The organism is Thalassolituus sp. LLYu03, from assembly GCF_050507655.1.
Classification (GTDB): Bacteria; Pseudomonadota; Gammaproteobacteria; order Pseudomonadales; family Oceanobacteraceae; genus Venatoribacter.
Window position 1 is genome coordinate 2,905,152 of sequence record NZ_CP191496.1, and the last position, 22,226, is coordinate 2,927,377.

Here is a 22,226-nt window from a genome sequence, read left to right on the forward strand (position 1 = left end):
AAATTCCTCACAGAAAAAACGACCGCGGTTACGCGGTCGTTTTAGTCTTAATCAGTAGTGAATAACACTGCGGATGCTCTTGCCTTCGTGCATCAGATCGAAGGCTTCGTTAATGTTATCCAATGGCATGGTGTGGGTAATAAAATCGTTCAGCGCGAATTTACCAGCCAGATAATCTTCGACAATACCCGGTAATTCAGAGCGGCCTTTTACACCACCGAAGGCACTGCCCCGCCATACGCGGCCGGTCACCAGCTGGAACGGACGGGTCGAAATTTCCTGACCCGCACCGGCCACGCCGATGATCACAGATTCACCCCAGCCTTTGTGACAGCATTCCAGTGCAGAGCGCATCACGTTGACGTTACCAATGCATTCAAAGGAATAATCCACACCGCCGTCGGTCATCTCAACAATGACGTCCTGAATCGGCTTGTCGAAGTTTTTCGGGTTCACACAATCGGTGGCACCGAGCTTTTTCGCCAGCTCAAATTTGCTTTCGTTAATGTCGATACCAATGATGCGGCCGGCTTTGGCCATAGTGGCTCCGATAATGGCCGACAGACCAATACCACCCAGACCGAAAATGGCGACGGTCGCGCCCTCTTCCACTTTGGCGGTATTCAGCACCGCGCCCATGCCGGTGGTCACGCCGCAACCGAGCAGACACACTTCTTCCAGCGGGGCCGACGGATTGACCTTGGCCAGCGAAATTTCTGGCAGCACTGTGTATTCAGAAAAAGTCGAGCAGCCCATGTAGTGATAAATCGGCTCGCCGTTACAGGTAAAACGTGTGGTGCCATCCGGCATCAGGCCCTTGCCCTGAGTCGCACGCACTGCCTGACACAGGTTGGTTTTACCGGATTTACAGAATTTGCACTCGCCGCATTCGGCGGTGTACAGCGGAATTACGTGGTCACCCACCTGAACGCTGGTGACGCCTTCACCGACCGACTCAACAATACCGCCGCCCTCGTGGCCGAGAATCGCCGGGAAGATACCTTCCGGGTCATCACCACTCAGGGTAAAGGCATCGGTGTGGCACACGCCGGTGGCCACGATACGCACGCGCACTTCGCCTTTTTTCGGCGGCGCTACCTGCACGGTTTCAATTTTCAGCGGCTGGCCCGGGCCCCAGGCAACGGCGGCGCGGCAGGTAATGGTATCGGTCATAGTGAATCTCCGGTCTGAACCAGTGGTTGGTAATGCACCGATTGTAATTAGCTCTTAATCAGAGATAATCTGGCTATTCATAAAATCACTATTACATATACACAATAATGACCGATTGGCAGGGCATCAGCGAATTCATTGCCGTGGCTGAAAGTGAGAGTTTCACCAAAGCCGCCGAGCGCCTGAAGATATCCACAGCGCAGACCAGCCGCCAGATTCAGACGCTGGAACAGCGTCTGGGGGTAAAACTCTTTTACCGCACGACGCGCCGCGTAACCCTGACCGAAGCAGGGCAGCTCTACTATCAATCGTGCCGGCCGCTGCAGGATGCTCTGAGCGACGCCGAACGTAACCTGAGCCAGCTGCAGAGCGTGCCGCAGGGCACCTTACGCATCACAGCCCCCGTTACGTTCGGCGAACGCCAGCTGATGCCGCTGCTCAACCGTTTTCTGCTGGAACACCCAAGGCTGAACCTGCAGTGCGAGCTGACCAACAAGAAGATGGATCTGGTCGAAGGCCATTTTGATGTGGCGATACGTCTGGGACGGCTGGATAACGAAGACCTGATAGCGCGCAAACTCGGCAGCCGCCGTCTGCACACCTGCGCTTCCCCGGCTTATCTGGAACGGCACGGCACGCCCGATACCCTGTCGGAGCTGAGTCATCACTCGTGTCTGGTGGGAACACTCGATTACTGGCGTTTCCGCGACAGCCGTGGCGAGCGTATGGTGCGCATCGATGGCCGTTTACGCTGCAACAGCGGCGAAGCTCTGGTGGATGCCGCCTGTCTGGGGCTTGGCATAGTGCAACTGCCCGATTATTACGTGAAACCGTATCTGGAGAACGGCGCCATCCGGGAGGTGCTGACCAGTGTCGCGCCGGACGAAGAAGGAATCTGGGCGCTGTGCGTGCCGGGACGGCAGTTGTCGCCCAAGGTGAGGATTCTGCTCGACTATCTGAACGGGCAGTTTCAGCCGGCTAGTGCCTGAGTAGAAGCCTGAAGCTGGAAGCCCGGAGAGCCTGTGAACGCCAGCCATAAAAAAACCCGCCGTAGCGGGTTTTTTCGTTCAGACGGGCAGCTTACAGATCGAAGCTGTGACGCAGAACGATGGTTTCTACGCGGTCCGGACCGGTCGAGATGATGTCGATCGGCGCACCAATGGCTTCTTCCACAAAGCGGATGTAAGCGCGGGCGTTGGCTGGCAGATCGTCGATGCTCTTGGCGCCGAAGGTGGATTCAGTCCAGCCTGGCAGCTCTTTGTACACCGGAGTCACTTTCTCGAACTGGTCAGCAGACGCTGGCATTTTCAGCGCATTGCCGTTTTCGTCCTGATAACCCACGCACACCTTGATTGTTTCCAGACCGTCGAGCACGTCCAGCTTGGTCAGACAGATGGTGTTGATGGAGTTAACACGGATGGCGTGCTTCACCAGCATGGCATCGAACCAGCCACAACGACGGGAACGGCCGGTGGTGGTGCCTTTTTCGTTACCTACGGTCTGCAGGTGGTTACCCACGTCGTCAAACAGTTCCGTCGGGAACGGACCGGAGCCAACGCGGGTGGTGTAGGCTTTGGTGATACCCAGAATCTGATCCAGATACAGAGGGCCTACGCCGGAACCGGTCGCCACGCCACCGGCGGTGGTGTTGGACGAGGTTACGAACGGGTAAGTACCGTGGTCGATGTCCAGCAGAGTGCCCTGAGCACCTTCGAACATGATGTCGCCACCGGCTTCACGGATGCTGTGCACCAGATCCACGGCGTCCACCACGATGTCTTTGATCTGAGCAGCCCAGTCCATACAGGACGCCAGGGTCTGTTCGTAGTTCACTTCGTCACAGCCGTAGTAATGCTTCAGTGAGAAGTTGTGGTATTCCATCACGTCTTTCAGACGGGCAGCGAATTCCGGCTGGTACAGGTCGCCCACGCGCAGACCGCGACGGGCCACTTTGTCTTCGTACGCAGGGCCGATACCACGACCGGTAGTACCGATCTTGGCATTGCCGCGTTTTACTTCACGCGCCTGATCCAGCGCGGTGTGGTAAGGCAGAATCAGCGGACAAGCCTGAGAAATACGCAGACGTTCCATAACCGGCACGCCACGCTCTTCCAGGGCACGCACTTCTTTCAGCAGCGCATCCGGTGCCAGCACCACGCCATTACCGATCACACAGGTCACGCCATTACGCAGAATGCCGGACGGGATCAGGTGCAGCGCGGTTTTAACGCCGTCGATCACCAGTGTATGGCCGGCGTTATGGCCGCCCTGAAAACGCACAACCGCGGCCGCTTTTTCGGTCAGCAGGTCTACGATTTTGCCTTTACCTTCGTCACCCCACTGGGTGCCCAGAACAACAACACTTTTGCCCATCGCGGTATCAATCACTCTAAAAAATTAAGCTTCGACCAGCTGCCACTGGCCATCCTGTTTTTTCAGATACAGATCCGCATGGACCGCATCCTGATCCGCCGCAATCACAACCCGCTTACCAGCGGCACGCAGCGCAGAAATTTCTGCCCACAGCGCTTCGTCATCAGCGTCAGGGGCAACAATGGTTTGTTTTTCTTCGGTGACGAAGGTGCCGAAACGGGCCAGCACTTTCAGATCCGCACTGAAGCCAGTGGCCGGACGCGCACGTCCGAATACAGCACCGGTTTCGTCATAGCGGCCACCCTGTGCAATCGGGTCACCATAGCCCGGCACATAAACAGCAAACAGCAGACCGGTATGGTAGTTATAGCCACGCAATTCGGTCAGGTCGAAATACATAGGTACCTGCGGGAAACGCGCGGCAACGCGCTCGGCAACCTGCTGGATATGTTCCAGCTCGGCGGCGGTTTCCGGTACCAGTTGGGTCATGCGGGCAATGGAGGCTTCGAGCAGCTTGTAATCGCCCTGCAGACGGGTCAGCAGCACGAAGGCTTCGGCCAGTTCCGGCTGCTTCACTTCGCGGGCAACCCAGGCTTCCAGATCGCTGGCGCACTTGAGCTTCAGCAGATCAGACAGCTCGGCCTGTTGTTCCTTGCTGATACCGGCTTTATCAGCCAGCGCACGGAATACACCGACGTTGCCCAGATCCAGATGCGCCTGATCCATACCGGCCGCTGCCATCAGCGCCAGCATCAGGCTGATGATCTCAACGTCGGCGCTCTGACCGGCTTCACCGTAAATTTCGGCACCGATCTGAGTCGGTGTGCGGCTGGCCAGCAGAGAACCGGCTTTGGCGTGGAATACGGTACGGCAGTAGGCCAGACGACTGGTGCCTTCCGGCGCCAGACTGTGGGCATCAATACGGGCAACCTGAGGTGTGGTGTCAGCGCTCAGACCCATGAGGCGTCCGGAGAGCTGATCAATAACCTTGAAGGTACGCAGGTCCAGATCCTTGCCGACGCCAGTCAGCAAAGAGTCGAGATATTCGAGTGTCGGCGGGATCACCAGGTCGTAGCCCCAGCCATCCAGCAGATCCAGTAAGCGGCGGCGCAGTTGTTCAATACGGCGTGCCTGCGGCGGCAGCACTTCTTCAATACCATCCGGCAAAAGCCAACGGTCAGCGCTTGTCATCGTCCAGCCTTAATCAATTAACTATGTACAGAAGACCAAGGCCGATCAGCATGCTGATCAGGCCTGTCATGCGCATCGTGCGATCATCAACAGTGGCGAGTTGTGCCACCAGACGGCGCCAGCGGGCCGGGTACAGGAACGGCATGACCCCTTCGAGGATGAACACCAGACACAGCGCTATGGCAAATTCACGCCAAAAATCGACCTGCACAGGGGTCCCCGGAAGAAAAATCGCACAAAAAAACCGGGCACCAGGCCCGGTTTGCAGCATTCTACCAAAGCGTCCCCGGATTGAACATGGTTAATCAGGGGGCTGATAGACGGATTATTTGCCCTTGGCGTCCTTCATATAACGGAAGAAGTCGCTGTCAGGCTGCAGCAGCAGCACATCGTTCTGACGGAAGGTCTCAGTGTACGCGCGCAGGCTGCGGGTGAAGGCATAGAACTCAGGGTCTTTGTTGTAAGCAGCCGCGTAGATGCGGGCCGATTCAGCATCGCCCTCACCCTTGGTGCGTTCCGCATCACGGTAAGCCTGAGCTTCAATAACGATCTTCTGACGATCTGCGTCGGCGCGGATACCTTCAGCCAGTTCTTTACCCTGCGAGCGGTATTCGCGGGCTTCACGCTCACGTTCCGCCGACATACGGCTGTAAACCGACTTACTCAGGTCTTCCGGCAGATCCACGGCTTTCACACGCAGATCCAGCACTTCGATACCCAGTTCTTTTTGCGTCTGCAGGTTCAGCGCCGCAGTCAGCTTGGTCATCAGCTGATCACGCTCACCGGACACCACGTCGTGCAGGGTACGGGCAGCGATTTCATCGCGCAGGCCTTTGTTGACCAGGTTGGCGAGCAGGTTAGACGCTTCCAGACGGTTACCCGACGTAGCCTTGTAGTAGCTGTTCACGTCTTTGATGCGCCATTTGGCGTAGGAGTCGACGATCACGTACTTCTTACCAGAGGTCAGGAAGCGGGATGGGTTGGTATCCAGCGTCAGCACACGGGCATCGAAGCGCTTGATGTTCTGCATGAACGGCACTTTCCAGTGCAGGCCCGGCGGAATATCGGCTTCAACCACTTCACCAAACTGCAGCTTGATGGCGCGTTCGGTTTCGTTGATCACATACAGGCCCTGACTGCCCACCAGCAGCACAATACCCAGTACGATAGCGGTTAACATGACTTTCGGAGACATGATCAACGGCCCTCCCGGCGGGTAGTGGTTGTGGTGTTCTGACGGGCGCGAACTTCGTTCAGCACTTCATCGGTCAGACGGGAAATATCGCTGGTGCTCAGGCTGTTGTTGCCCGGCGCGGCCGGCAGATTCTGCATCAGTTTATCCAGTGGCAGGTACATCATGTTGTTGCCACCCTTAACGTCCACCAGCACTTTGCTGGTGTTGCTGTACACCTCAGACACGGCCTCGATATACAGACGTTCGCGGGTAACGAGCGGGGCTTTTTTGTACTCGGCGTAGAGTTTGCTGAAGCGTTCCGCCTCACCCTCTGCCTGTGCAATCACCCGTTCTTTATAAGCAGACGCTTCTTCCAGCTGACGCTGCGCCTTACCACGGGCTTCCGGCACGATGGAGTTGGCGTAGGCTTCGGCCTGGTTGGTCAGGGTCTCTTTGTCGTTCTTGGCTTTCTGCACGTCATCGAACGCATCTTTCACTTCCGCCGGAGGACGGGAGTCTTTGATGTTGATGTTAATCAGCACCATACCGGTCTGGTAACGGTCGAGGTAATCCTGCAGACGAATCTGGGCTTTATCAGCCAGCACCGGACGGCCGGTGGTCAGAATCGGGTCCATGGCCGTAGAACCCACCTCGTGGCGCAGCGCACTTTCAGCGGCGGCAATCAGGGTACGTTCCGGTTGTTCAACCCGCAGGGCAAACGCCACCGGGTCAGCCACGCGGTATTGAGCGTTCAGCTCGACCTCAACGATGTTCTCGTCTTCGGTCAGCATACGTTCTTTGATTTCGGCTTCACGCACTTTGGTTGTGTTCACCGGGATCACCTGATCGACCAGTGGCACTTTGAAATGCAGACCCGGACTTTCGGTTTTCAGGTATTTACCCAGACGCAGCACCACGCCGCGCTCCTGTTCGTCCAGGGTGTAGACAGAATTGAACACCAGCAAAATCCCCAGAACCGCAACAGCAATACCGGCCAGGCCGCCGGCACCACTGCCGTTGCCATTGCGGTTGTTACGGTTTCCGCCCTTGCCGAACAAACCATTCAGTTTGTCCATCAGCTGTTTCAGGGCCTCGTCCAGATCCGGGGGTTGGTTGTTACCATTGCCGCGGTTGTTATTTCCGCGGTTATTGTTACCCCATGGGTCGTTCGGATTGCCCTTACCACCGGGCTCATTCCACGCCATAGTTCACTCCACTCAGGCAGTCAGTAGTCGGATTCATTCCGGCCATAATAACGGATTCGGTCAGAACGCTCAGGTTTTCAGTGCCAGGCTTCCTTCACCGGTTCAATGAACCGGCTTTCAGGAATCTCGGCGCGGGCCAGCGCCCGTTTAAAATCCTGCAGCTGCATCTGTACGCGCAGAACCATATCACCGTTTTCACTGTAATGTTCAGTGCGGATGGCCCCCAGTTCGTAAAGAATTGCACGTAAGCGACCGTCGGCCGGCTTCAGGGTAATGTCTTTATCGAACAACTCGTTGCCGAGCAATTCGCCGATGGCCTGATTCAGCAATTCGAGCCCCAGACCTTCCTGTGCCGACACCCACACCGCCACCGGGCGGCCGCTGTCGTCACGGTCGATACGGGCAGACGCGTGTTCCAGCAGGTCGATTTTATTGTAGACCCTAAGTTCAGGGACTTTGTCGGCTTCAATTTCTTTCAGCACCAGTTCGACCTGATGGATGTTGCCATCACGCTCGGCGGCGGCGCAGTCGATGACGTGCATCAGCAAATCGGCATCAGCGGCTTCCTGCAGAGTCGCCTGAAAGGCTTCCACCAGTTTATGCGGCAGGTGGCGGATAAAACCAACCGTGTCAGCCAGTACGACTTCGCCCAGATTATCCACCGGAAAACGACGCAGGGTCGGGTCCAGCGTGGCGAATAACTGGTTGGCGGCGTAGACGTCGGCGTTGGTCAGGGTATTAAACAGGGTCGATTTACCAGCGTTGGTATAGCCGACAATGGCGACGGTCGGAATATCCGAGCGTTTGCGCGCGCGACGGTTCTGATCACGCTGGGCGTGTACTTTTTCCAGCCGGTTGTGAATGGTTTTCACCCGTTCACGCAGCAGACGACGGTCCGTTTCGAGCTGGGTTTCACCCGGGCCGCGCAGACCGATACCGCCTTTCTGGCGTTCAAGGTGAGTCCAGCCGCGCACCAGACGGGTCGACTGATATTCCAGCTGGGCCAGTTCAACCTGCAGTTTACCTTCGTGGGTACGGGCGCGCTGGGCGAAAATATCCAGAATCAGACCGGTGCGGTCGAGCACCCGGCACTGCAGGATCTTTTCGAGGTTACGTTCCTGACTGGGAGTTAAGGAGTGATTAAAAATCACCAGCTCAGCACCGTGCAGACGCAGGGTGTGGCCAATTTCTTCCACTTTACCGCTGCCGATAAAGGTTTTGGCGTCGGGTTTAGGGCGACGGGTGGTGACCAGATCCACAGGATCGGCACCGGCGGAGATAACCAATTCACGGAATTCGTTCAGATCTTCCCGGTTCGGTCCTTCCGGGAAATCGATGTGCACCAGAACTGCAGTTTCACCGCCGCTTTCATGGCGTTCGAAGAACAAGGGAAACCTCGGAGATAGTCGGTAGTTGCGCTGTGCGAGCCCTGCCGGTCTTCATGGCAAGACGGCGCCCGCCGTGCGGAAAAGTCCTTGTCCGGGGTGCTGCACTGCCATGCCGTGCAGCGGTCACTGACTGTGACCCGTCGGGATACAGAATTTCAGGCTGCCAGACATGGCAAGGCCCCGATAGAGTCTGCCGGGGCCTGCGTTGGCTGTCTGAAACTTCCCGGAAAGACAGAATCACCGCCCGGAATCTGCGGTGCCTGCGTCAGAGAATTATTCTTCAGACTGAGCTTCGTCGCCTTCCATCGGTGCCATACGCACGTTACGGGAAGGAACAACGGTGGAAATCGCGTGCTTGTATACCATCTGGCTGACGGTGTTTTTCAGCAGGATCACGAACTGATCGAAAGACTCGATCTGGCCCTGCAGTTTGATACCGTTTACCAGGAAGATGGATACAGGAATGCGTTCTTTACGCAGCTGATTGAGGTAAGGGTCTTGTAATGAGTGCCCTTTTGACATGTTGGTCTCCTTAAATAAGGTGTGCCGTCCAATATGGGGACAGCGAAAAGAATAAAATAAGCCCCGTTTTTCGTCCGGAGGACGCTCAGGCGATAAAGCTGCGAAGTCAGGACGATGCGCTAAATATGGCGTTAGCATGCAGGATTTTCAAGGCGGACTGCAGAAGATGCGGATCTTCAGTATCAAGCCAGTGAAGGTCCGGCCAGCTCCGCAGCCAGGTGATCTGCCGCTTGGCCAGTTGGCGCGTGGCTATGATGCCACGTTCGATCATTTCCTCATAATCATATTTGCCGTCCAGCCAGTCCCACGCCTGACGGTAACCCACGCAACGAACCGACGGCATATTCTCGTTCAGATCACCGCGCTCATAGAGGGCACGCACCTCGGCTTCAAAGCCCATATCCACCATCTGCCGGAAGCGCAGCGCGATGCGTTCATGCAGGGTTTTACGGTCTTCCGGGCATACCGCCAGATTCACCACGTGATACGGCAGCGGTTCGGTCTGTTGTTCCGCCCAGAACTGAGACAGTGTTTTGCCGGAAATTTCATAAACCTCAAGCGCGCGCTGAATACGCTGCGAGTCCATCGGTTTCAGACGCGCCGCTGATTCCGGATCTATGGTCGCCAGCCGGGCGTGCAGCGCCGGCCAGCCTTCTGCCAGACCTTCGTGCAACAGACGGTCGCGCACCTCTGGCACCGACTGCGGCAGCTCGGCAGCACCATCGCGCAGAAATTTAAAGTACATCATGGTGCCACCCACCAGCAGAGGCACTTTGCCGGCGGCCGTGATCTCGGCCATTTCCCGCAGCGCATCGGCACGGAAATTCGCTGCCGAATAGCTCTCGGCCGGATCAATCAGGTCAATCAGCCGGTGGGGAGCACGGGCCTGCATGGCGGCGTCGGGCTTGGCCGTACCAATATCCATCCCCTTATAAATAAGGGCGGAATCGACACTGATAATTTCGCAGGGGTATTTTTCCACCAGCTCCAGCGCCAGCGCGGTTTTCCCCGACGCGGTCGGGCCCATCAGAAAAATCGCCGGCGGCAATTCACGCACCTGAGTCATCAGCGGCCCCGTAAAAAGAGTTTATCCAGCTCACCCATGGTCAGCTGTGTCCAGGTCGGACGTCCGTGGTTGCACTGACCGCTGCGTTCGGTCGCTTCCATGTCGCGCAGCAGCGCGTTCATTTCCGGCACTGTGAGACGGCGGTTGGCGCGTACCGAGCCATGACACGCCATGGTCGCCAGTAATTCGTTACGCCGTGCCAGCATACGGTCGGAAGTGCCGTGTTCCATTAAATCGGACAGCATATCCGTGACCAGCTGCGGCACTTCCGCCTGCTGCAGCAACACAGGAATCTGACGCACCAGCAGGGATTCCGGACCCACCCGCGCCAGCTCTACACCAAGCAAGCGGAATTCATCGGCAAACTGTTCGGCGGCATCGGCTTCGCGTTCGCTGACCGCCAACGACACCGGCACCAGAAGCGGCTGACTCTGCACGCCCTGCTCGTCGGAGGCTATTTTCAGGCGTTCATAGGTAATGCGCTCGTGGGCAGCGTGCATATCGACCACCACCAGCCCGAGTGCGTTCTGCGCCAGAATATAGATGCCGTGCAGCTGGGCGATGGCAAACCCCAGCGGCGGCATATCGCCATCTCCCTGAGGCATCACCGCAGGCGCCACCGCCAACGGCTGACTCATGCTCTGATAAGCACTCATCTGTTCGGCGACCGCATCGCGGCTCAGCGGTTGCGGGCTGTAAGCCGCAGCCGGCGAGAACGCTGGCGTGGCCGACAAGGCAGGCGCCGACGGCTGCCAGTTCAGACGTGTCTGCTCCTGAAACTCACCGGCCTGCACACCGGATAACGGCGCCGCGGTCTGCTGCAACACACCATCGGTCAGAGAGCCCGGCGTGGTACCGGCCAGCCGATCTTCCGGACGCACACTGCCCAGCGCATGGTGCAAAGTGCGGAACAGAAAATCGTGCACTAAGCGGCCATCGCGGAAACGCACTTCGTGTTTGGTCGGATGCACGTTCACATCCACCAGTTTCGGATCGAGTTCCAGATACAGCACGAACGCCGGATGACGGCCGTGATACAACACGTCGCGGTAAGCCTGTTTAATGGCGTGTACGACCAGTTTGTCGCGTACTACGCGGCCGTTCACAAAGAAATACTGCATGTCGGCCTGCGAGCGGGAAAACGTCGGCAAACCAACCCAGCCCTGCAATTTAAGCCCCACGGCGTCGGCGTCGATGTGCACCGCGCTGTCGATAAAATCCGCGCTGAGCAGACTGGCCACACGCTTTTCTTTTTCGATGCCGCGCTCCGCCGGGCGCAGCTGATGCACGGTGCGGCCGTTATGACGCAGGGTAAAACCCACGTCGTAGCGGCTGAGCGCCAACCGTTTTACGTATTCTTCGAGATGGGAAAATTCGGTTTTTTCGGTGCGCAGGAATTTGCGCCGCGCCGGTGTATTAAAAAACAGATCGCGCACTTCAACCGTGGTGCCCACCGGATGCGCGGCCGGGCTGACCGACGCCGCCATATCACGTCCTTCCACACTCACCGCCCAAGCCTCTGCGGCTTCCTGATGATGGGAGGTTAAGGTCAGCCGGGTCACGGAACTGATACTGGCCAGCGCCTCCCCACGGAAGCCAAGACTGGCCACTGCTTCCAGATCGTCGAGGGTGGTGATTTTACTGGTGGCGTGGCGGCTTAACGCCAGCGCCAGATCGTCTTTGTCGATACCCGAGCCGTCATCACGGATGCGCAGCAGTTTAATACCGCCCTGTTCGGCATCGATTTCAATGCGGGTCGCACCGGCGTCGAGGGAATTTTCGACCAGCTCTTTAACGATGTTGGCCGGACGCTCGACCACCTCACCGGCGGCAATCTGGTTCGCCAGACGTGGGGATAACAGATGAATCCGGGCCATACAGTCTCAGTAAAATCAGGAATTCGGAATTTTAAGGCTCTGACCAACGCGCAGCTGGTCGTTCTTTAAATCGTTCAGACGACGCAGGTCGTTGATCGCCACACCGTTTTTCAGCGCAATGTCCGACAGAGTATCGCCGCGCTGAATAACATAGGTATTGACGACGGGGGCATTGTCACGCTCTGCCGCCAGCAGGGTACCGCGTGGCGGATGGCTGCGGAAATACTCGGTGACGCCGGTGAAAATCGCTTTCGCCATTTTCTTCTGATACGCCGGGTCGGCCAGTTTGCGCGATTCCTGCGGGTTGGAAATAAAACCGGTTTCCACCAGCAGGGCCGGAATATCCGGCGCTTTCAGCACCACAAAAGCGGCTTCTTCTACGTGGTCTTTGTGCAGCTTCGACACCTTGCCCACCTGCTCAAGAATATTGTTGCCGAGCTGCACACTGGAATTGCGCTTGTGGGTCATCGACAGATCCAGCAACGTCATCGCCAGATGGTCTTCTTTGTCTTCCAGACTCACACCGCCGACCAGATCCGACTCGTTTTCTTTATCGGCCAGCCAGCGTGCGGCCTCACTGGTGGCACCACGCTCAGACAAAACGAACACCGAGCTGCCGCTGGCGCTCGGCACTTTGAAGGCATCCGCGTGAATCGACACAAAGAAATCGGCGTTGGCTTTACGGGCTTTGTCGGTGCGCTCACGCAGGCCGATGTAGTAATCGCCGGTGCGCACCATAAACGGAGTAAAACCGGTTTCGGCGTCCAGCAGACGCTGCAGTTCTTTGGCGATGGCCAGTACCACGTATTTTTCTTTGGTGCGTCCGTGACCGATGGCGCCCGGGTCTTCACCGCCGTGACCGGCGTCGATGGCGATGATCACGTCGCGCTTGTTGTCGTCGTAGCTGTCGGCTTTTTTCACCGGCGCGATCACCTGGGTTTTCTGCAAACGCTCGAGGTCGACCACCAGACGGTTATTTTTATACACATCGTTCGGCGCCAGCGGGAAGCTGCTGGCGCTGACAGGTTCAGTAACATCAATAACGATGCGCACATCGTTCTGATTGCGGCGCGCACTGCGGATAGAACGGATCGAGGTCGACTGCGTATCGAGCCCGGCCAGATCGCTGTTCACCCTGGCGTTGTTGATATCAATCACCACGCGGTCAGGACCGGTGAGGGTAAAAATCTTGTGCTCGTGCGGTGCCGACAGGTCGAACACCAGCCGGGTTTTGTCCGGCGACTGCCACACCCGCACATCCTGCACATCGGCAAGCGCGGGAAAGGCCATCATAACCAGCGCGAGCAACAGGGCTTTCATGCCAGCCCTCCGGCAATGTGCGCAAGCTGCGCGGCCCAGTCGCGGCCTTTGTCCGTGTTGGCGTCCCAGGTCAGCTCGCGGCTGTCACCCAGATCGGCGATGTGAATCACCAGATCGGCGGCGGGCAGCACGCCAGCGCCTTTGTCGGCCCACTCGATCAGGCACAGGGCGTTCTGATCCAGATAATCGCGGATGCCCATGAACTCGAGTTCTTCGGCATTGCCCAGACGGTAAAGGTCGAAGTGGCACACATGACAATCGGCCAGCTGATAATCTTCCACCAGGGTGTAGGTCGGACTCTTCACCGCGCCGGTGTGGCCCATAGCCTGAATCAGGCCGCGACTGAAGGTGGTTTTTCCGGCCCCCAGCGTACCTTCCAGAAATACCAGACCGCCGGTGCAGAACACAGGCGCACAGGCTGCAGCAAAAGCCGTCATGGCGGACTCACCCGTCAGGCGGATCGACATCAGTTCATTAACTCCCGCAAATACGTCATTAAATCGGTGGCCAGCAGGCCACGTTGCCCGGCGCGGGCAGCCAGATCGGCGGCCGCACTGTGCAGACACACACCATAACAGGCGGCTTCAAAAACCGGCATCCCCTGCGCCAGTAAAGACGCCAGCACGCCGGTCAGGACATCGCCCATGCCACCGCTGCTCATGCCCGGATTGCCGTCGGTGCACAGTGCCAGACGGCCGTCCGGCGACGCCACCAGCGAGCCCTGCCCTTTCAGAACCACAACCGCCTGATAACGTTCCGCCAGCTCACGGGCGGCGGCAAAGCGGTCGGCCTGAACCTCGTCGGTTGTTTTTCCCAGCAGTCGCGCCGCTTCGCCCGGATGCGGCGTCATAATCACCTGACGCTGGGCAAAGTCCTGCTTCCAGCCCGGTGACGACAGAATATTGAGCGCGTCGGCGTCCATAATCAGCGGCAGGGCACTGCCCAGCACGCGCTGCAGCAGCAATTCTGACCAGCTGCCCTGCCCCAGTCCCGGACCAATGGCCAGCACGGTGGCGCGCTCCAGCAAGGGTTGCAGTTCAAGCCCCGACTCGATGGCGCGCACCATCACTTCCGGACGACGCACCAGCAGCGGCATTACATGTTCGGTGCGGGTCGCGCAGCTGACCAGACCCGCGCCGGTGCGGCCGGCGGCTTCCGCGGCCATGGCCACCGCACCGCCCATGCCGGAGTCGCCACCGATCAGCAGCACATGGCCAAAATCGCCTTTATGGGCGCTGCCGGCACGGGCCGGCAAACGACGACCCAGACGATCGATGCGATCCCAGCTGATGCGTTCGGCCGATGCCGGCACCTGACGGTACAGCACGGGGTCGATGGCCAGCGATGCAAACGCCACGTCACCACACACATCCGGACCAGAGGCCGTGAGCAGCCCCTGCTTCACCCCGATAAAGGTGACGGTCATGGCAGCCTTTACGGCATTGCCCATGATCATGCCGGTATCGGCGTTCAGGCCCGACGGCAGATCCAGCGCCAGAACCTCGGCCCAGTGCTGATTGATCGCCGCCACGGCGGTGGCCATGTCGCCGTCCAGCGGCGCATTGAGACCCGTGCCGAGCAGACCATCGACAATCAGCCGGCCTTCGAAATCCAGCTCACCGACAAAGGTCTGCGCGTCAACGCCGGCGTCGACGGCCATCTGCCGTGCCTGTTGCGCACTGTCCGACAGACGGCTCTGATCGCCCACCGTGTAGAAACACACGTCCATGCCGTGCATGCGCGCCAGTGCCGCCAGCACCCAGGCGTCACCGCCGTTGTTACCGGGCCCGGCAAACACGCAGATCTGTTGTTCTTCAGGCCAGCGCCCCAGCAGGCAGGCAAAGGCCGCCTCACCGGCACGCGACATCAGCTCAAAGCCGTTGATGCCCGCCTGTTCTATCGCCAGCCGGTCGAGGGTACGCACCTGCGCGGCGCTGTACACATCTCCCGGCAAATGATCCCTGGCGCTGTATGGTCGATTCATCCGCTGGACGTCCACTGTGGTAAATTGCGCAAAATTATATAGAAAAAGACTCAGAGACGAACCCATGAGCGAACATTCTGCCGCCATTTCTGCCCAGCGATTGGCACAGTTGCGCAGTCAGCTCAGCGAATGGGCGGCGGAACTGGGGTTTCAGCAGGTCGGCGTCACCGGCACCGACCTCGGCGAACACGAACAGCGCCTGCAGCAATGGCTGGCCAACGGCTATCAGGGCGGCATGAGTTACATGGCCGACCACGGCAACATGCGCTCGCGCCCGCAGGAATTACTGCCCGGCACCCTGCGCGTGATCAGCCTGCGCATGGATTATCTGGCGCCGGATGTCAGTATCACCGAACAACTGCAGGACAAGTCGCAGGCGTATATTTCGCGCTATGCACTGGGGCGCGACTACCACAAGCTGATCCGCAAACGTCTGACCGAACTGGGCAAACGCCTGCAACAGGCGGCGGGCGAGATGGGCTTCCGCGCCTTTGTCGATTCCGCCCCGGTGCTCGAACGTGCACTGGCGAATAAAGCCGGACTGGGCTGGATCGGCAAAAACACCATGCTGATCAACCGCAAAGCCGGTTCGTATTTTTTTCTCGGCGAAATTCTCACCGACCTGCCACTGCCACTGGACGACGCCTACGAGCAGGACCACTGCGGACGCTGCACTTCGTGTCTGGATATCTGCCCGACTCAGGCCTTTGTCGGCGAGCACGTACTGGATGCGCGGCGCTGTATATCCTACCTCACCATCGAACTGAACGGGCCTATTCCGCCGGATTTGCGTGAAGGGATAGGCAACCGCATTTTCGGCTGCGACGACTGCCAGATTGGTTGCCCGTGGAATCGCTTCAGCAAGGCCTCGGCCGAGCCCGATTTCAGCCCGCGCGCCAACCTCGACAAAGCCAGCCTGCTGGAATTATTTGCCTGGGACGAAGCCACGTTTCTGAAGCACACCGAAGGCATGCCGATCCGCCGCACGGGTTACGAAAACTGGCTGCGTAATATTGCCGTGGCGCTCGGTAATGCGCCGCAAAGTCTTGACGTGGTGGACGCGTTAAATAACCGACGGGAACAGGTGAGCGCGCTGGTACAGGAACATATCGACTGGGCGCTGGCGCAACAGACTAAAAAGCAGAAATAAAATGGGCCGGAAGACGAACCCTCAACGTCTTCCGGCCCTGAGACCTGATGAACGGATGCCGGTTGGCTGGAGACATCAGCGCCAACAGGTCTCGCTTCTGAGCTGACGGTCTGGAAGATCAGCTCAAAACTGCGGGTGCCTGACAATCCAGAGCCATCGCCACACTTAACGCGGTGATGGTGACAATGGAAAAGGCAAACACCTGTCTGGCCCAACGGATATCGTTCACGTCCATTTTCCAGCCGCGCAATGCCATGCCCAGCCACCACAGACTGGTGGCACAGGCCACGCTCAGGAAACCGTAACCCGCGTAACCGGTCGCGGTCAGCAGTACAGTCACCAGCGCAAACGCCAGAATATAAAGCACGATATGCAGTTTGGCTTTGGAGATACCCTGCGCCACCGGCAGCACCGGAATACCGGCCGCCTCATAATCCGCAAAACGGAAAATGGCGATGGCGTAAGAGTGAGGCATCTGCCACAGACAAAACATCAGCAGCAGAATCGCTGCGCCAGTGTCAAAAGATCCGTTTACCGCACAGTAGCCGACGACAGGTGGGACTGCACCCGACAGACTGCCGACTAATGTGCCGTAAACGGAATTCCGCTTCATCCACAGGCTGTAGACGCCGACGTAAATCACAAAACCGAAGGCGGCAAAAAATACCGCCACCGGATTGGTGAAATACGCCAGCATGGCAAAGCCTGCGATACCGAGCAGCACACCATGCGCCAGCGCCGCTTGAGCCGACAGTTCGCCGGTTACGGTGACGCGCTTACAGGTACGCTGCATACGGCTGTCGATATCACGGTCGATGCAGTTATTGATGGCACAGCCCGACGCCACCACCAGTGATAATCCCATCAGGGTTGCCAGCAGCAGTGTGATATCCACACTGCCCTGAGCGGCGAGAAAAAAGCCGCCGGCAACCGAAATAAAATTACCCATGATGATGCCGGGCTTGGTGACCAGCAGATAACGCGTAAAGGTCTTCATGGGCACCTCAGTGCATCATCATCGCGTTGGATGCGTAAATAATCCAAACCGATAAACCCACCACCAGCACAATAATCAGTGCCGAAAACAGGAAGGTAAACGTACTTAACCGGCCGTCTTCCGTGGTGAATGTCAGATGCAGGAAATACTTCAGATGCACCACCAGCTGCACCACGGCAAAGCCGACAATGGTCCACAGCGTGGCGGTTTTATCGAGCACGTGTTCCATGACCAGCCAGAACGGGATCACGGTCAGAATAACGGCCAGAATAAAACCGATGACATACGGCTTAACGCCATGATCAGCCGGGTGATTTTGATGACTGTGACTCATTACACGCTCCCCATCAGATACACGACGGTGAATACACAGATCCACACCACATCGAGGAAGTGCCAGAACAGACTCAGGCAGCTCAAGCGGGTAACGGTACGGTTACCCAGACCACGCTTCAGCACTTCCAGCATCAGCACGATCATCCAGATTAAACCGGCTGTTACGTGCAGACCGTGCATGCCCACCAGAGAGAAAAAGCCAGTTAAAAAGGCACTGCGCTGCGGTCCGTTACCTTCGGCAATCAGGTGATGGAATTCGTTGATTTCCATACCGATAAAGACCGCACCCAAAGCGAACGTCACCAGCAGCCACAGCAGAGTGGCCTGCTTGTTGCCACGGTGTGCACCTATCATGGCGAAGCCATAGGTAATACTGGAAAACAGCAGGGCAAAGGTTTCGATCAGGACGTAATCCAGTTCGAAAATGTCTTTGCCCGACACACCGCCGGCGGTGTTCATAAACAGCACGGCATAGGCCGCAAACACCGATGCGAACAGCACGCAGTCGGTCATCAGGTACAGCCAGAAGCCGAAAATCGTGGTGCTTCCGGTGTCGTGATGCGCATGGCCGTGCGCATCCTGATGTTCATTACCATGAACATCGTGATTCATCGTCAGGGTCGACATAATCAGGCCTCGATGGTTTCTTCAGTGTGAACGGATTTTTTCGCCGCAGAGTCCGGGGTTTTGAATCCCAGTGCCGCACGGTGAGCCCCTTCGATTTTTTCGATTTCGTCCGGTTGTACGTAGTAATCGACATCATCGTCGTACGCACGCACCAGCAGCGTCACCACAGTGGCCACCATAGTGATCACCACCAGCCACCAGATGTGCCATACCGCACCAAAGCCCGCCACCGTCAGCAGCATGCCCATGATGAAACCGGCACTGGTATTTTTCGGCATATGAATCGGTTGGTATTGTTCCGGACGCGCGTAAGCCGTGCCTTTTTCTTTCATATCGGTAAAGGCGTCGATGTCATGCACCACAGGATCAACAGCGAAGTTGTAGAACTGTGGCGGCGACATGGTGGACCATTCCAGCGTGTGGCCATTCCACGGGTCGCCGGTAACGTCGCGGTTTTTCTCACGGTCGCGGTAGCTCACCACCAGCTGAATCAGCTGTGATGCCACACCCAGTGCAATCACGAAAGCACCGAAGCAGGCGATGTACAGCCAGATATTCCAGTCCGGATTATCGGTGTGGTTAATACGACGGGTCATGCCCATAAAGCCGAGCACGTACAGCGGCATAAAGGCCAGATAGAAACCGCTCTGCCAGAACCAGAACGCGCGCTTGCCCCATTTTTCGTCGAGCTTGTAACCCATGGCTTTCGGGAACCAGTAAGAGAAGCCCGCCAGATAACCGAATACCGCACCGCCGATAATGGTGTTGTGGAAGTGCGCAATCAGGAACAGGCTGTTGTGCAGCACATAATCCGCACCCGGTACCGACAGCAGCACCCCGGTCATACCACCGATGGTGAAGGTCACCATAAAGCCCAGAGTCCACAGCACAGGCGCCGTAAACTGCACGCGGCCGCGGTACATAGTGAACAGCCAGTTAAACAGTTTCACCCCGGTCGGCACGGCAATAATCATGGTGGTCACACCGAAGAACGCATTCACATCGGCACTGGAGCCCATGGTGAAAAAGTGGTGCAGCCAGACGATAAAACCAAGGATGGAAATCACGCCGCTGGCCACCACCATGGAGGTGTAACCGAACAGACGCTTACCCGAGAAGGTAGAAATAACTTCGGAGAAAATACCGAAAGCAGGCAATACCAGGATGTACACTTCCGGATGGCCCCAGGCCCAGAACAGGTTAATGTACATCATCGAATTTCCACCGAGTTCATTGGTGAAGAAGTGGAAATCCAGGTAACGGTCGAGGGTCAGCATGGCCAGCGCGGCGGTCAGAATCGGGAACGACGCCACGATCAGAATATTCGCCCAGGTACAGGCCCAGGTGAACACCGGCATCTGCATCAGTTTCATGCCAGGAGCGCGCATTTTCAGCACGGTGGCAATAAAGTTCACCCCGGTCAGCGTGGTACCGATACCCGATATCTGCAGCGCCCAGATGTAGTAATCCACCCCGGAACCCGGGCTGTAATTAATACCGGCCAGCGGTGGATAAGCCACCCAACCGGTCTTGGCGAATTCACCCACACCGAGGGAAATATTCACCAGCAGGGCACCGGCCACGGCCAGCCAGAAACTCAGGTTATTCAGGAACGGAAACGCCACATCGCGCGCGCCGATTTGCAGCGGCAGCACAATGTTCATCAGACCGATCATGAACGGCATCGCCATGAAAATAATCATGATCACACCGTGGGCGGTGAAAATCTGATCGTAGTGTTCCGGTGGTAAATAACCGGCAGCACCGTCGGTGGCCAGCGCCAGCTGAGTACGCATCATGATGGCATCGGCAAAACCGCGCAGCAGCATCACCAGCGCCAGCACGATGTACATCACGCCCAGACGTTTATGATCGACGGAGGTAATCCAGTCGTGCCACAGCACGCCCCATTTTTTGTATTTCGTAATTGCAATGGCCAGTGCCAGACCCACCAGAGCCACGATGGCCAGAGTGACCATAATAATGGGCTCGTGGTAAGGGATGGCGTCCAGCGTTAATTTGCCAAACATAGGTTACTCCCCAGCCGCGGCGTGCGGCATTTCGTGTTCGTGGTGCATGAACATGTCATGTCCTTCCGGCATCGGCATCTCATGCCCTTCGTGTGCCGGCATCTCATGCCCTTCATGGGCCGGCATCTCATGCCCTTCGTGATCCGGCATCGCCTTCATCGCCGAATCGTCCATCATGGCGCTGTGGCCATGGTGCTGCATGAATTTCATTACGATCTGATCGAACAGACCGGTCTGAACGTCGGAGAAATACGCCACAGGATTGGCTTCGCTCGGCTTGGCCAGCTGCGCGTAAACCTCACTGTCGAGGCGGTGATCCGCGGCTTTCACCTGATCAACCCAGGCGGCGAATTCCGCATCGTCTTTGGTGGCGATGGTGTTGAATTTCATCTCGCTGAAACCGGCACCGCTGTAGTTGGCCGAGAAACCGGCGTAGGTGCCCGGTACGTCGGCGATCAGATGCAGTTTGGTTTCCATCGCCGCCATGGTGTAAATCTGGCTGCCGAGCTGCGGAATAAAGAAGGAGTTCATGACCGACTCAGACGTCAGACGGAACGACACCGGCACGCCGGTCGGAATCACCAGTTCATTCACCGTGGCAATGTGTTGCTGCGGATAAATAAACAGCCATTTCCAGTCGAGGGAGACCACTTCCACTTCCAGCGGTTCACGTTCGTGTTCCAGTGGTTTGTAAGGGTCCAGCGTGTGGGTGGTCACCCAGGTGATGGTGCCCAGAATGATCACGATGGCGCACGGAATGAGCCACACCACCAATTCAATTTTGGTGGAATGCGACCATTTTGGATCGTAGGTTGCACTGGTATTACTCGCCCGGTACTTCCACGCAAACACCAGTGTCAGAACGATCACCGGAATGACCACAAGCAACATCAGCCCGGTCGCAATCAGAATCAGATTTTTCTCATCGACGCCGATCTGACCTTTCGGATCAAGGATGCCACCCTGACAGCCCGAAAGCAGAACGACAGCCAGCATGAGAACTCCCTGCACAAGGCGGGGAATCTTTTTGTCTGTCATGTTTAAACCTTTTTAAGAACGAACAGGAACACGCACCGGCCAATCAGCCAGCGCCAAAGTTGCGGAAAAGTCCGCGGGGGTTGAGCTCAGACGCGAGGAAATTCCCTGACGTACCGAGACTCAGGATGAACAGGCAGTAAAAACAGACAGCACAAACGCAGCACCACCGGAAATCCGGTCGTTTTGACGATTATGAGTGGTTTTTACAAACCCGGTCAGAGGGGAGGTGCGCGACAACCGTGCGCAGAAACAAAGGCTTTCTGATAGAAGAAAGAACGAAACGGAGTGCAACCGTGTAATAACTGATCGAAGCCGTAGTCGCGGGAAATAAAGAAGCAGAACCAGAAAATAAATCCGCACAGCACAGCGCCCAGAGCGGCGGCACCTGCGAATAATAAAAGGACTTTCAGGCCGGTAAGCGACACGTCCGGCAGCGGCACAAAATCGGCGCAATATTCACCGGCTGCGAGCAATACAGCACACAGCACGGCCGCAAGGCCCAGAAAAATACGGGTATTCATGGACCCGCTGAAATTTCCTGCGTGAATCAAAACACCACCTGATGAGTACCATTAACGACAGCCCGCCGTAACGGTCTGTATTTTTCTGCGCACTACATTGCTGCCAAGGAATATCGCTTGTGCGCAATGCTGTCATTTTATCTGCTTATTGAATAGTTGATTGCAGAGGTGCGGCATTCTACCGCATTTCGGGCCACGGAATAAAGAAAGCGGCCCGGCCAAATGCCGGTGCAGACCTGACAATCGGTCGTTTT

The 22,226-nt window shown here is 57.3% G+C and carries 21 protein-coding genes; 2 read left to right on the forward strand and 19 right to left on the reverse strand.

The features are described 5' to 3' along the window. Positions 1-51: 51 nt before the first annotated feature. Positions 52-1,173 carry an S-(hydroxymethyl)glutathione dehydrogenase/class III alcohol dehydrogenase gene (locus tag ACQUQU_RS13155; RefSeq protein WP_430460156.1) on the reverse strand — a complete coding sequence of 374 codons (1,122 nt, stop codon included), beginning with the start codon at positions 1,171-1,173 and terminating at the stop codon, positions 52-54. A gap of 107 nt (positions 1,174-1,280) precedes the next feature. Between ACQUQU_RS13155 and ACQUQU_RS13160 the strand changes: the two genes are divergently transcribed. After that, the gene (locus ACQUQU_RS13160; protein ID WP_430460157.1) at positions 1,281-2,162 is read left to right on the forward strand and encodes a LysR substrate-binding domain-containing protein; all 882 of its coding nucleotides are present in this window, start codon (positions 1,281-1,283) and stop codon (positions 2,160-2,162) included. A 91-nt stretch (positions 2,163-2,253) separates the two neighbouring features. Here the strand turns inward: ACQUQU_RS13160 and ACQUQU_RS13165 are convergent, their stop codons facing one another. The 12 genes from ACQUQU_RS13165 to ACQUQU_RS13220 all read right to left on the reverse strand — a co-directional run bounded on the left by ACQUQU_RS13165 (position 2,254) and on the right by ACQUQU_RS13220 (position 15,273). After that, complete coding sequence (locus tag ACQUQU_RS13165) at positions 2,254-3,546, reverse strand: adenylosuccinate synthase (protein ID WP_430460158.1); 1,293 nt, start codon at positions 3,544-3,546, stop codon at positions 2,254-2,256. Between the two features lie 24 nt (positions 3,547-3,570). Continuing rightward, positions 3,571-4,737, reverse strand: a complete 1,167-nt coding sequence (locus ACQUQU_RS13170) for an ATP phosphoribosyltransferase regulatory subunit (RefSeq protein WP_430460159.1) — start codon at positions 4,735-4,737, stop codon at positions 3,571-3,573. A 13-nt stretch (positions 4,738-4,750) separates the two neighbouring features. Continuing rightward, positions 4,751-4,948, reverse strand: a complete 198-nt coding sequence (locus ACQUQU_RS13175) for a DUF2065 domain-containing protein (protein WP_430460160.1) — start codon at positions 4,946-4,948, stop codon at positions 4,751-4,753. Positions 4,949-5,062: 114 nt separating this feature from the next. Next, positions 5,063-5,932 (reverse strand): protease modulator HflC, encoded by an 870-nt coding sequence (hflC, locus tag ACQUQU_RS13180; protein ID WP_430460161.1) that lies wholly within the window; start codon positions 5,930-5,932, stop codon positions 5,063-5,065. Positions 5,933-5,934: 2 nt separating this feature from the next. Then, a complete protein-coding gene (gene hflK / locus ACQUQU_RS13185) occupies positions 5,935-7,116 on the reverse strand; it encodes an FtsH protease activity modulator HflK (RefSeq protein ID WP_430460162.1) in 1,182 nt (393 codons plus the stop codon). A gap of 77 nt (positions 7,117-7,193) precedes the next feature. After that, complete coding sequence (gene hflX / locus ACQUQU_RS13190) at positions 7,194-8,504, reverse strand: ribosome rescue GTPase HflX (RefSeq protein ID WP_430460163.1); 1,311 nt, start codon at positions 8,502-8,504, stop codon at positions 7,194-7,196. 273 nt (positions 8,505-8,777) lie between these two features. Further along, positions 8,778-9,026 (reverse strand): RNA chaperone Hfq, encoded by a 249-nt coding sequence (hfq, locus tag ACQUQU_RS13195; RefSeq protein ID WP_430460164.1) that lies wholly within the window; start codon positions 9,024-9,026, stop codon positions 8,778-8,780. 106 nt (positions 9,027-9,132) lie between these two features. After that, entirely contained in the window at positions 9,133-10,092 is a 960-nt protein-coding gene (gene miaA, locus ACQUQU_RS13200) for a tRNA (adenosine(37)-N6)-dimethylallyltransferase MiaA (RefSeq protein ID WP_430460165.1), read from the reverse strand. Then, positions 10,092-11,969: a DNA mismatch repair endonuclease MutL gene (mutL, locus tag ACQUQU_RS13205; RefSeq protein ID WP_430460166.1), complete on the reverse strand. Its 1,878-nt coding sequence runs from the start codon at positions 11,967-11,969 to the stop codon at positions 10,092-10,094. The genes miaA and mutL overlap by 1 nt, the downstream gene beginning before the upstream one ends. A 15-nt stretch (positions 11,970-11,984) precedes the next feature. Then, positions 11,985-13,289 (reverse strand): N-acetylmuramoyl-L-alanine amidase, encoded by a 1,305-nt coding sequence (locus ACQUQU_RS13210; RefSeq protein WP_430460167.1) that lies wholly within the window; start codon positions 13,287-13,289, stop codon positions 11,985-11,987. After that, positions 13,286-13,756 carry a tRNA (adenosine(37)-N6)-threonylcarbamoyltransferase complex ATPase subunit type 1 TsaE gene (gene tsaE / locus ACQUQU_RS13215; protein ID WP_430460168.1) on the reverse strand — a complete coding sequence of 157 codons (471 nt, stop codon included), beginning with the start codon at positions 13,754-13,756 and terminating at the stop codon, positions 13,286-13,288. Before tsaE ends, ACQUQU_RS13210 begins: the two co-directional genes overlap by 4 nt. Continuing rightward, positions 13,756-15,273 carry an NAD(P)H-hydrate dehydratase gene (locus ACQUQU_RS13220; protein ID WP_430460169.1) on the reverse strand — a complete coding sequence of 506 codons (1,518 nt, stop codon included), beginning with the start codon at positions 15,271-15,273 and terminating at the stop codon, positions 13,756-13,758. Before ACQUQU_RS13220 ends, tsaE begins: the two co-directional genes overlap by 1 nt. 64 nt (positions 15,274-15,337) lie before the next feature. Between ACQUQU_RS13220 and queG the strand changes: the two genes are divergently transcribed. After that, positions 15,338-16,423 (forward strand): tRNA epoxyqueuosine(34) reductase QueG, encoded by a 1,086-nt coding sequence (queG, locus tag ACQUQU_RS13225; RefSeq protein ID WP_430460170.1) that lies wholly within the window; start codon positions 15,338-15,340, stop codon positions 16,421-16,423. Between the two features lie 118 nt (positions 16,424-16,541). Here the strand turns inward: queG and cyoE are convergent, their stop codons facing one another. The 6 genes from cyoE to ACQUQU_RS13255 all read right to left on the reverse strand — a co-directional run bounded on the left by cyoE (position 16,542) and on the right by ACQUQU_RS13255 (position 21,972). Further along, complete coding sequence (gene cyoE / locus ACQUQU_RS13230; protein ID WP_430460171.1) at positions 16,542-17,420, reverse strand: heme o synthase; 879 nt, start codon at positions 17,418-17,420, stop codon at positions 16,542-16,544. 7 nt (positions 17,421-17,427) lie between these two features. Further along, positions 17,428-17,754: a cytochrome o ubiquinol oxidase subunit IV gene (cyoD, locus tag ACQUQU_RS13235; RefSeq protein WP_430460172.1), complete on the reverse strand. Its 327-nt coding sequence runs from the start codon at positions 17,752-17,754 to the stop codon at positions 17,428-17,430. Further along, complete coding sequence (gene cyoC / locus ACQUQU_RS13240; protein ID WP_430460173.1) at positions 17,754-18,383, reverse strand: cytochrome o ubiquinol oxidase subunit III; 630 nt, start codon at positions 18,381-18,383, stop codon at positions 17,754-17,756. The genes cyoD and cyoC overlap by 1 nt, the downstream gene beginning before the upstream one ends. Before the next feature lie 2 nt (positions 18,384-18,385). Then, positions 18,386-20,413 (reverse strand): cytochrome o ubiquinol oxidase subunit I, encoded by a 2,028-nt coding sequence (gene cyoB / locus ACQUQU_RS13245; protein WP_430460174.1) that lies wholly within the window; start codon positions 20,411-20,413, stop codon positions 18,386-18,388. A 3-nt stretch (positions 20,414-20,416) separates the two neighbouring features. Then, on the reverse strand, positions 20,417-21,409 hold the full coding sequence (gene cyoA / locus ACQUQU_RS13250) for a ubiquinol oxidase subunit II (RefSeq protein WP_430460175.1): 993 nt from the start codon (positions 21,407-21,409) through the stop codon (positions 20,417-20,419). 257 nt (positions 21,410-21,666) lie between these two features. Next, positions 21,667-21,972: a hypothetical protein gene (locus ACQUQU_RS13255; RefSeq protein ID WP_430460176.1), complete on the reverse strand. Its 306-nt coding sequence runs from the start codon at positions 21,970-21,972 to the stop codon at positions 21,667-21,669. Positions 21,973-22,226 lie beyond the last annotated feature (254 nt).

Coding starts and splice junctions, on each gene's coding strand:
- ACQUQU_RS13155 (WP_430460156.1), bottom strand. CDS start 1,173: ATGACCGATACCATTACCTGCCGCGCCGCCGTTGCCTGGGGCCCGGGC.
- ACQUQU_RS13160 (WP_430460157.1), top strand. CDS start 1,281: ATGACCGATTGGCAGGGCATCAGCGAATTCATTGCCGTGGCTGAAAGT.
- ACQUQU_RS13165 (WP_430460158.1), bottom strand. CDS start 3,546: ATGGGCAAAAGTGTTGTTGTTCTGGGCACCCAGTGGGGTGACGAAGGT.
- ACQUQU_RS13170 (WP_430460159.1), bottom strand. CDS start 4,737: ATGACAAGCGCTGACCGTTGGCTTTTGCCGGATGGTATTGAAGAAGTG.
- hflC (WP_430460161.1), bottom strand. CDS start 5,932: ATGTCTCCGAAAGTCATGTTAACCGCTATCGTACTGGGTATTGTGCTG.
- hflK (WP_430460162.1), bottom strand. CDS start 7,116: ATGGCGTGGAATGAGCCCGGTGGTAAGGGCAATCCGAACGACCCATGG.
- hfq (WP_430460164.1), bottom strand. CDS start 9,026: ATGTCAAAAGGGCACTCATTACAAGACCCTTACCTCAATCAGCTGCGT.
- miaA (WP_430460165.1), bottom strand. CDS start 10,092: ATGACTCAGGTGCGTGAATTGCCGCCGGCGATTTTTCTGATGGGCCCG.
- mutL (WP_430460166.1), bottom strand. CDS start 11,969: ATGGCCCGGATTCATCTGTTATCCCCACGTCTGGCGAACCAGATTGCC.
- ACQUQU_RS13210 (WP_430460167.1), bottom strand. CDS start 13,289: ATGAAAGCCCTGTTGCTCGCGCTGGTTATGATGGCCTTTCCCGCGCTT.
- tsaE (WP_430460168.1), bottom strand. CDS start 13,756: ATGTCGATCCGCCTGACGGGTGAGTCCGCCATGACGGCTTTTGCTGCA.
- ACQUQU_RS13220 (WP_430460169.1), bottom strand. CDS start 15,273: ATGAATCGACCATACAGCGCCAGGGATCATTTGCCGGGAGATGTGTAC.
- queG (WP_430460170.1), top strand. CDS start 15,338: ATGAGCGAACATTCTGCCGCCATTTCTGCCCAGCGATTGGCACAGTTG.
- cyoE (WP_430460171.1), bottom strand. CDS start 17,420: ATGAAGACCTTTACGCGTTATCTGCTGGTCACCAAGCCCGGCATCATC.
- cyoD (WP_430460172.1), bottom strand. CDS start 17,754: ATGAGTCACAGTCATCAAAATCACCCGGCTGATCATGGCGTTAAGCCG.
- cyoC (WP_430460173.1), bottom strand. CDS start 18,383: ATGTCGACCCTGACGATGAATCACGATGTTCATGGTAATGAACATCAG.
- cyoB (WP_430460174.1), bottom strand. CDS start 20,413: ATGTTTGGCAAATTAACGCTGGACGCCATCCCTTACCACGAGCCCATT.
- cyoA (WP_430460175.1), bottom strand. CDS start 21,409: ATGCTGGCTGTCGTTCTGCTTTCGGGCTGTCAGGGTGGCATCCTTGAT.
- ACQUQU_RS13255 (WP_430460176.1), bottom strand. CDS start 21,972: ATGAATACCCGTATTTTTCTGGGCCTTGCGGCCGTGCTGTGTGCTGTA.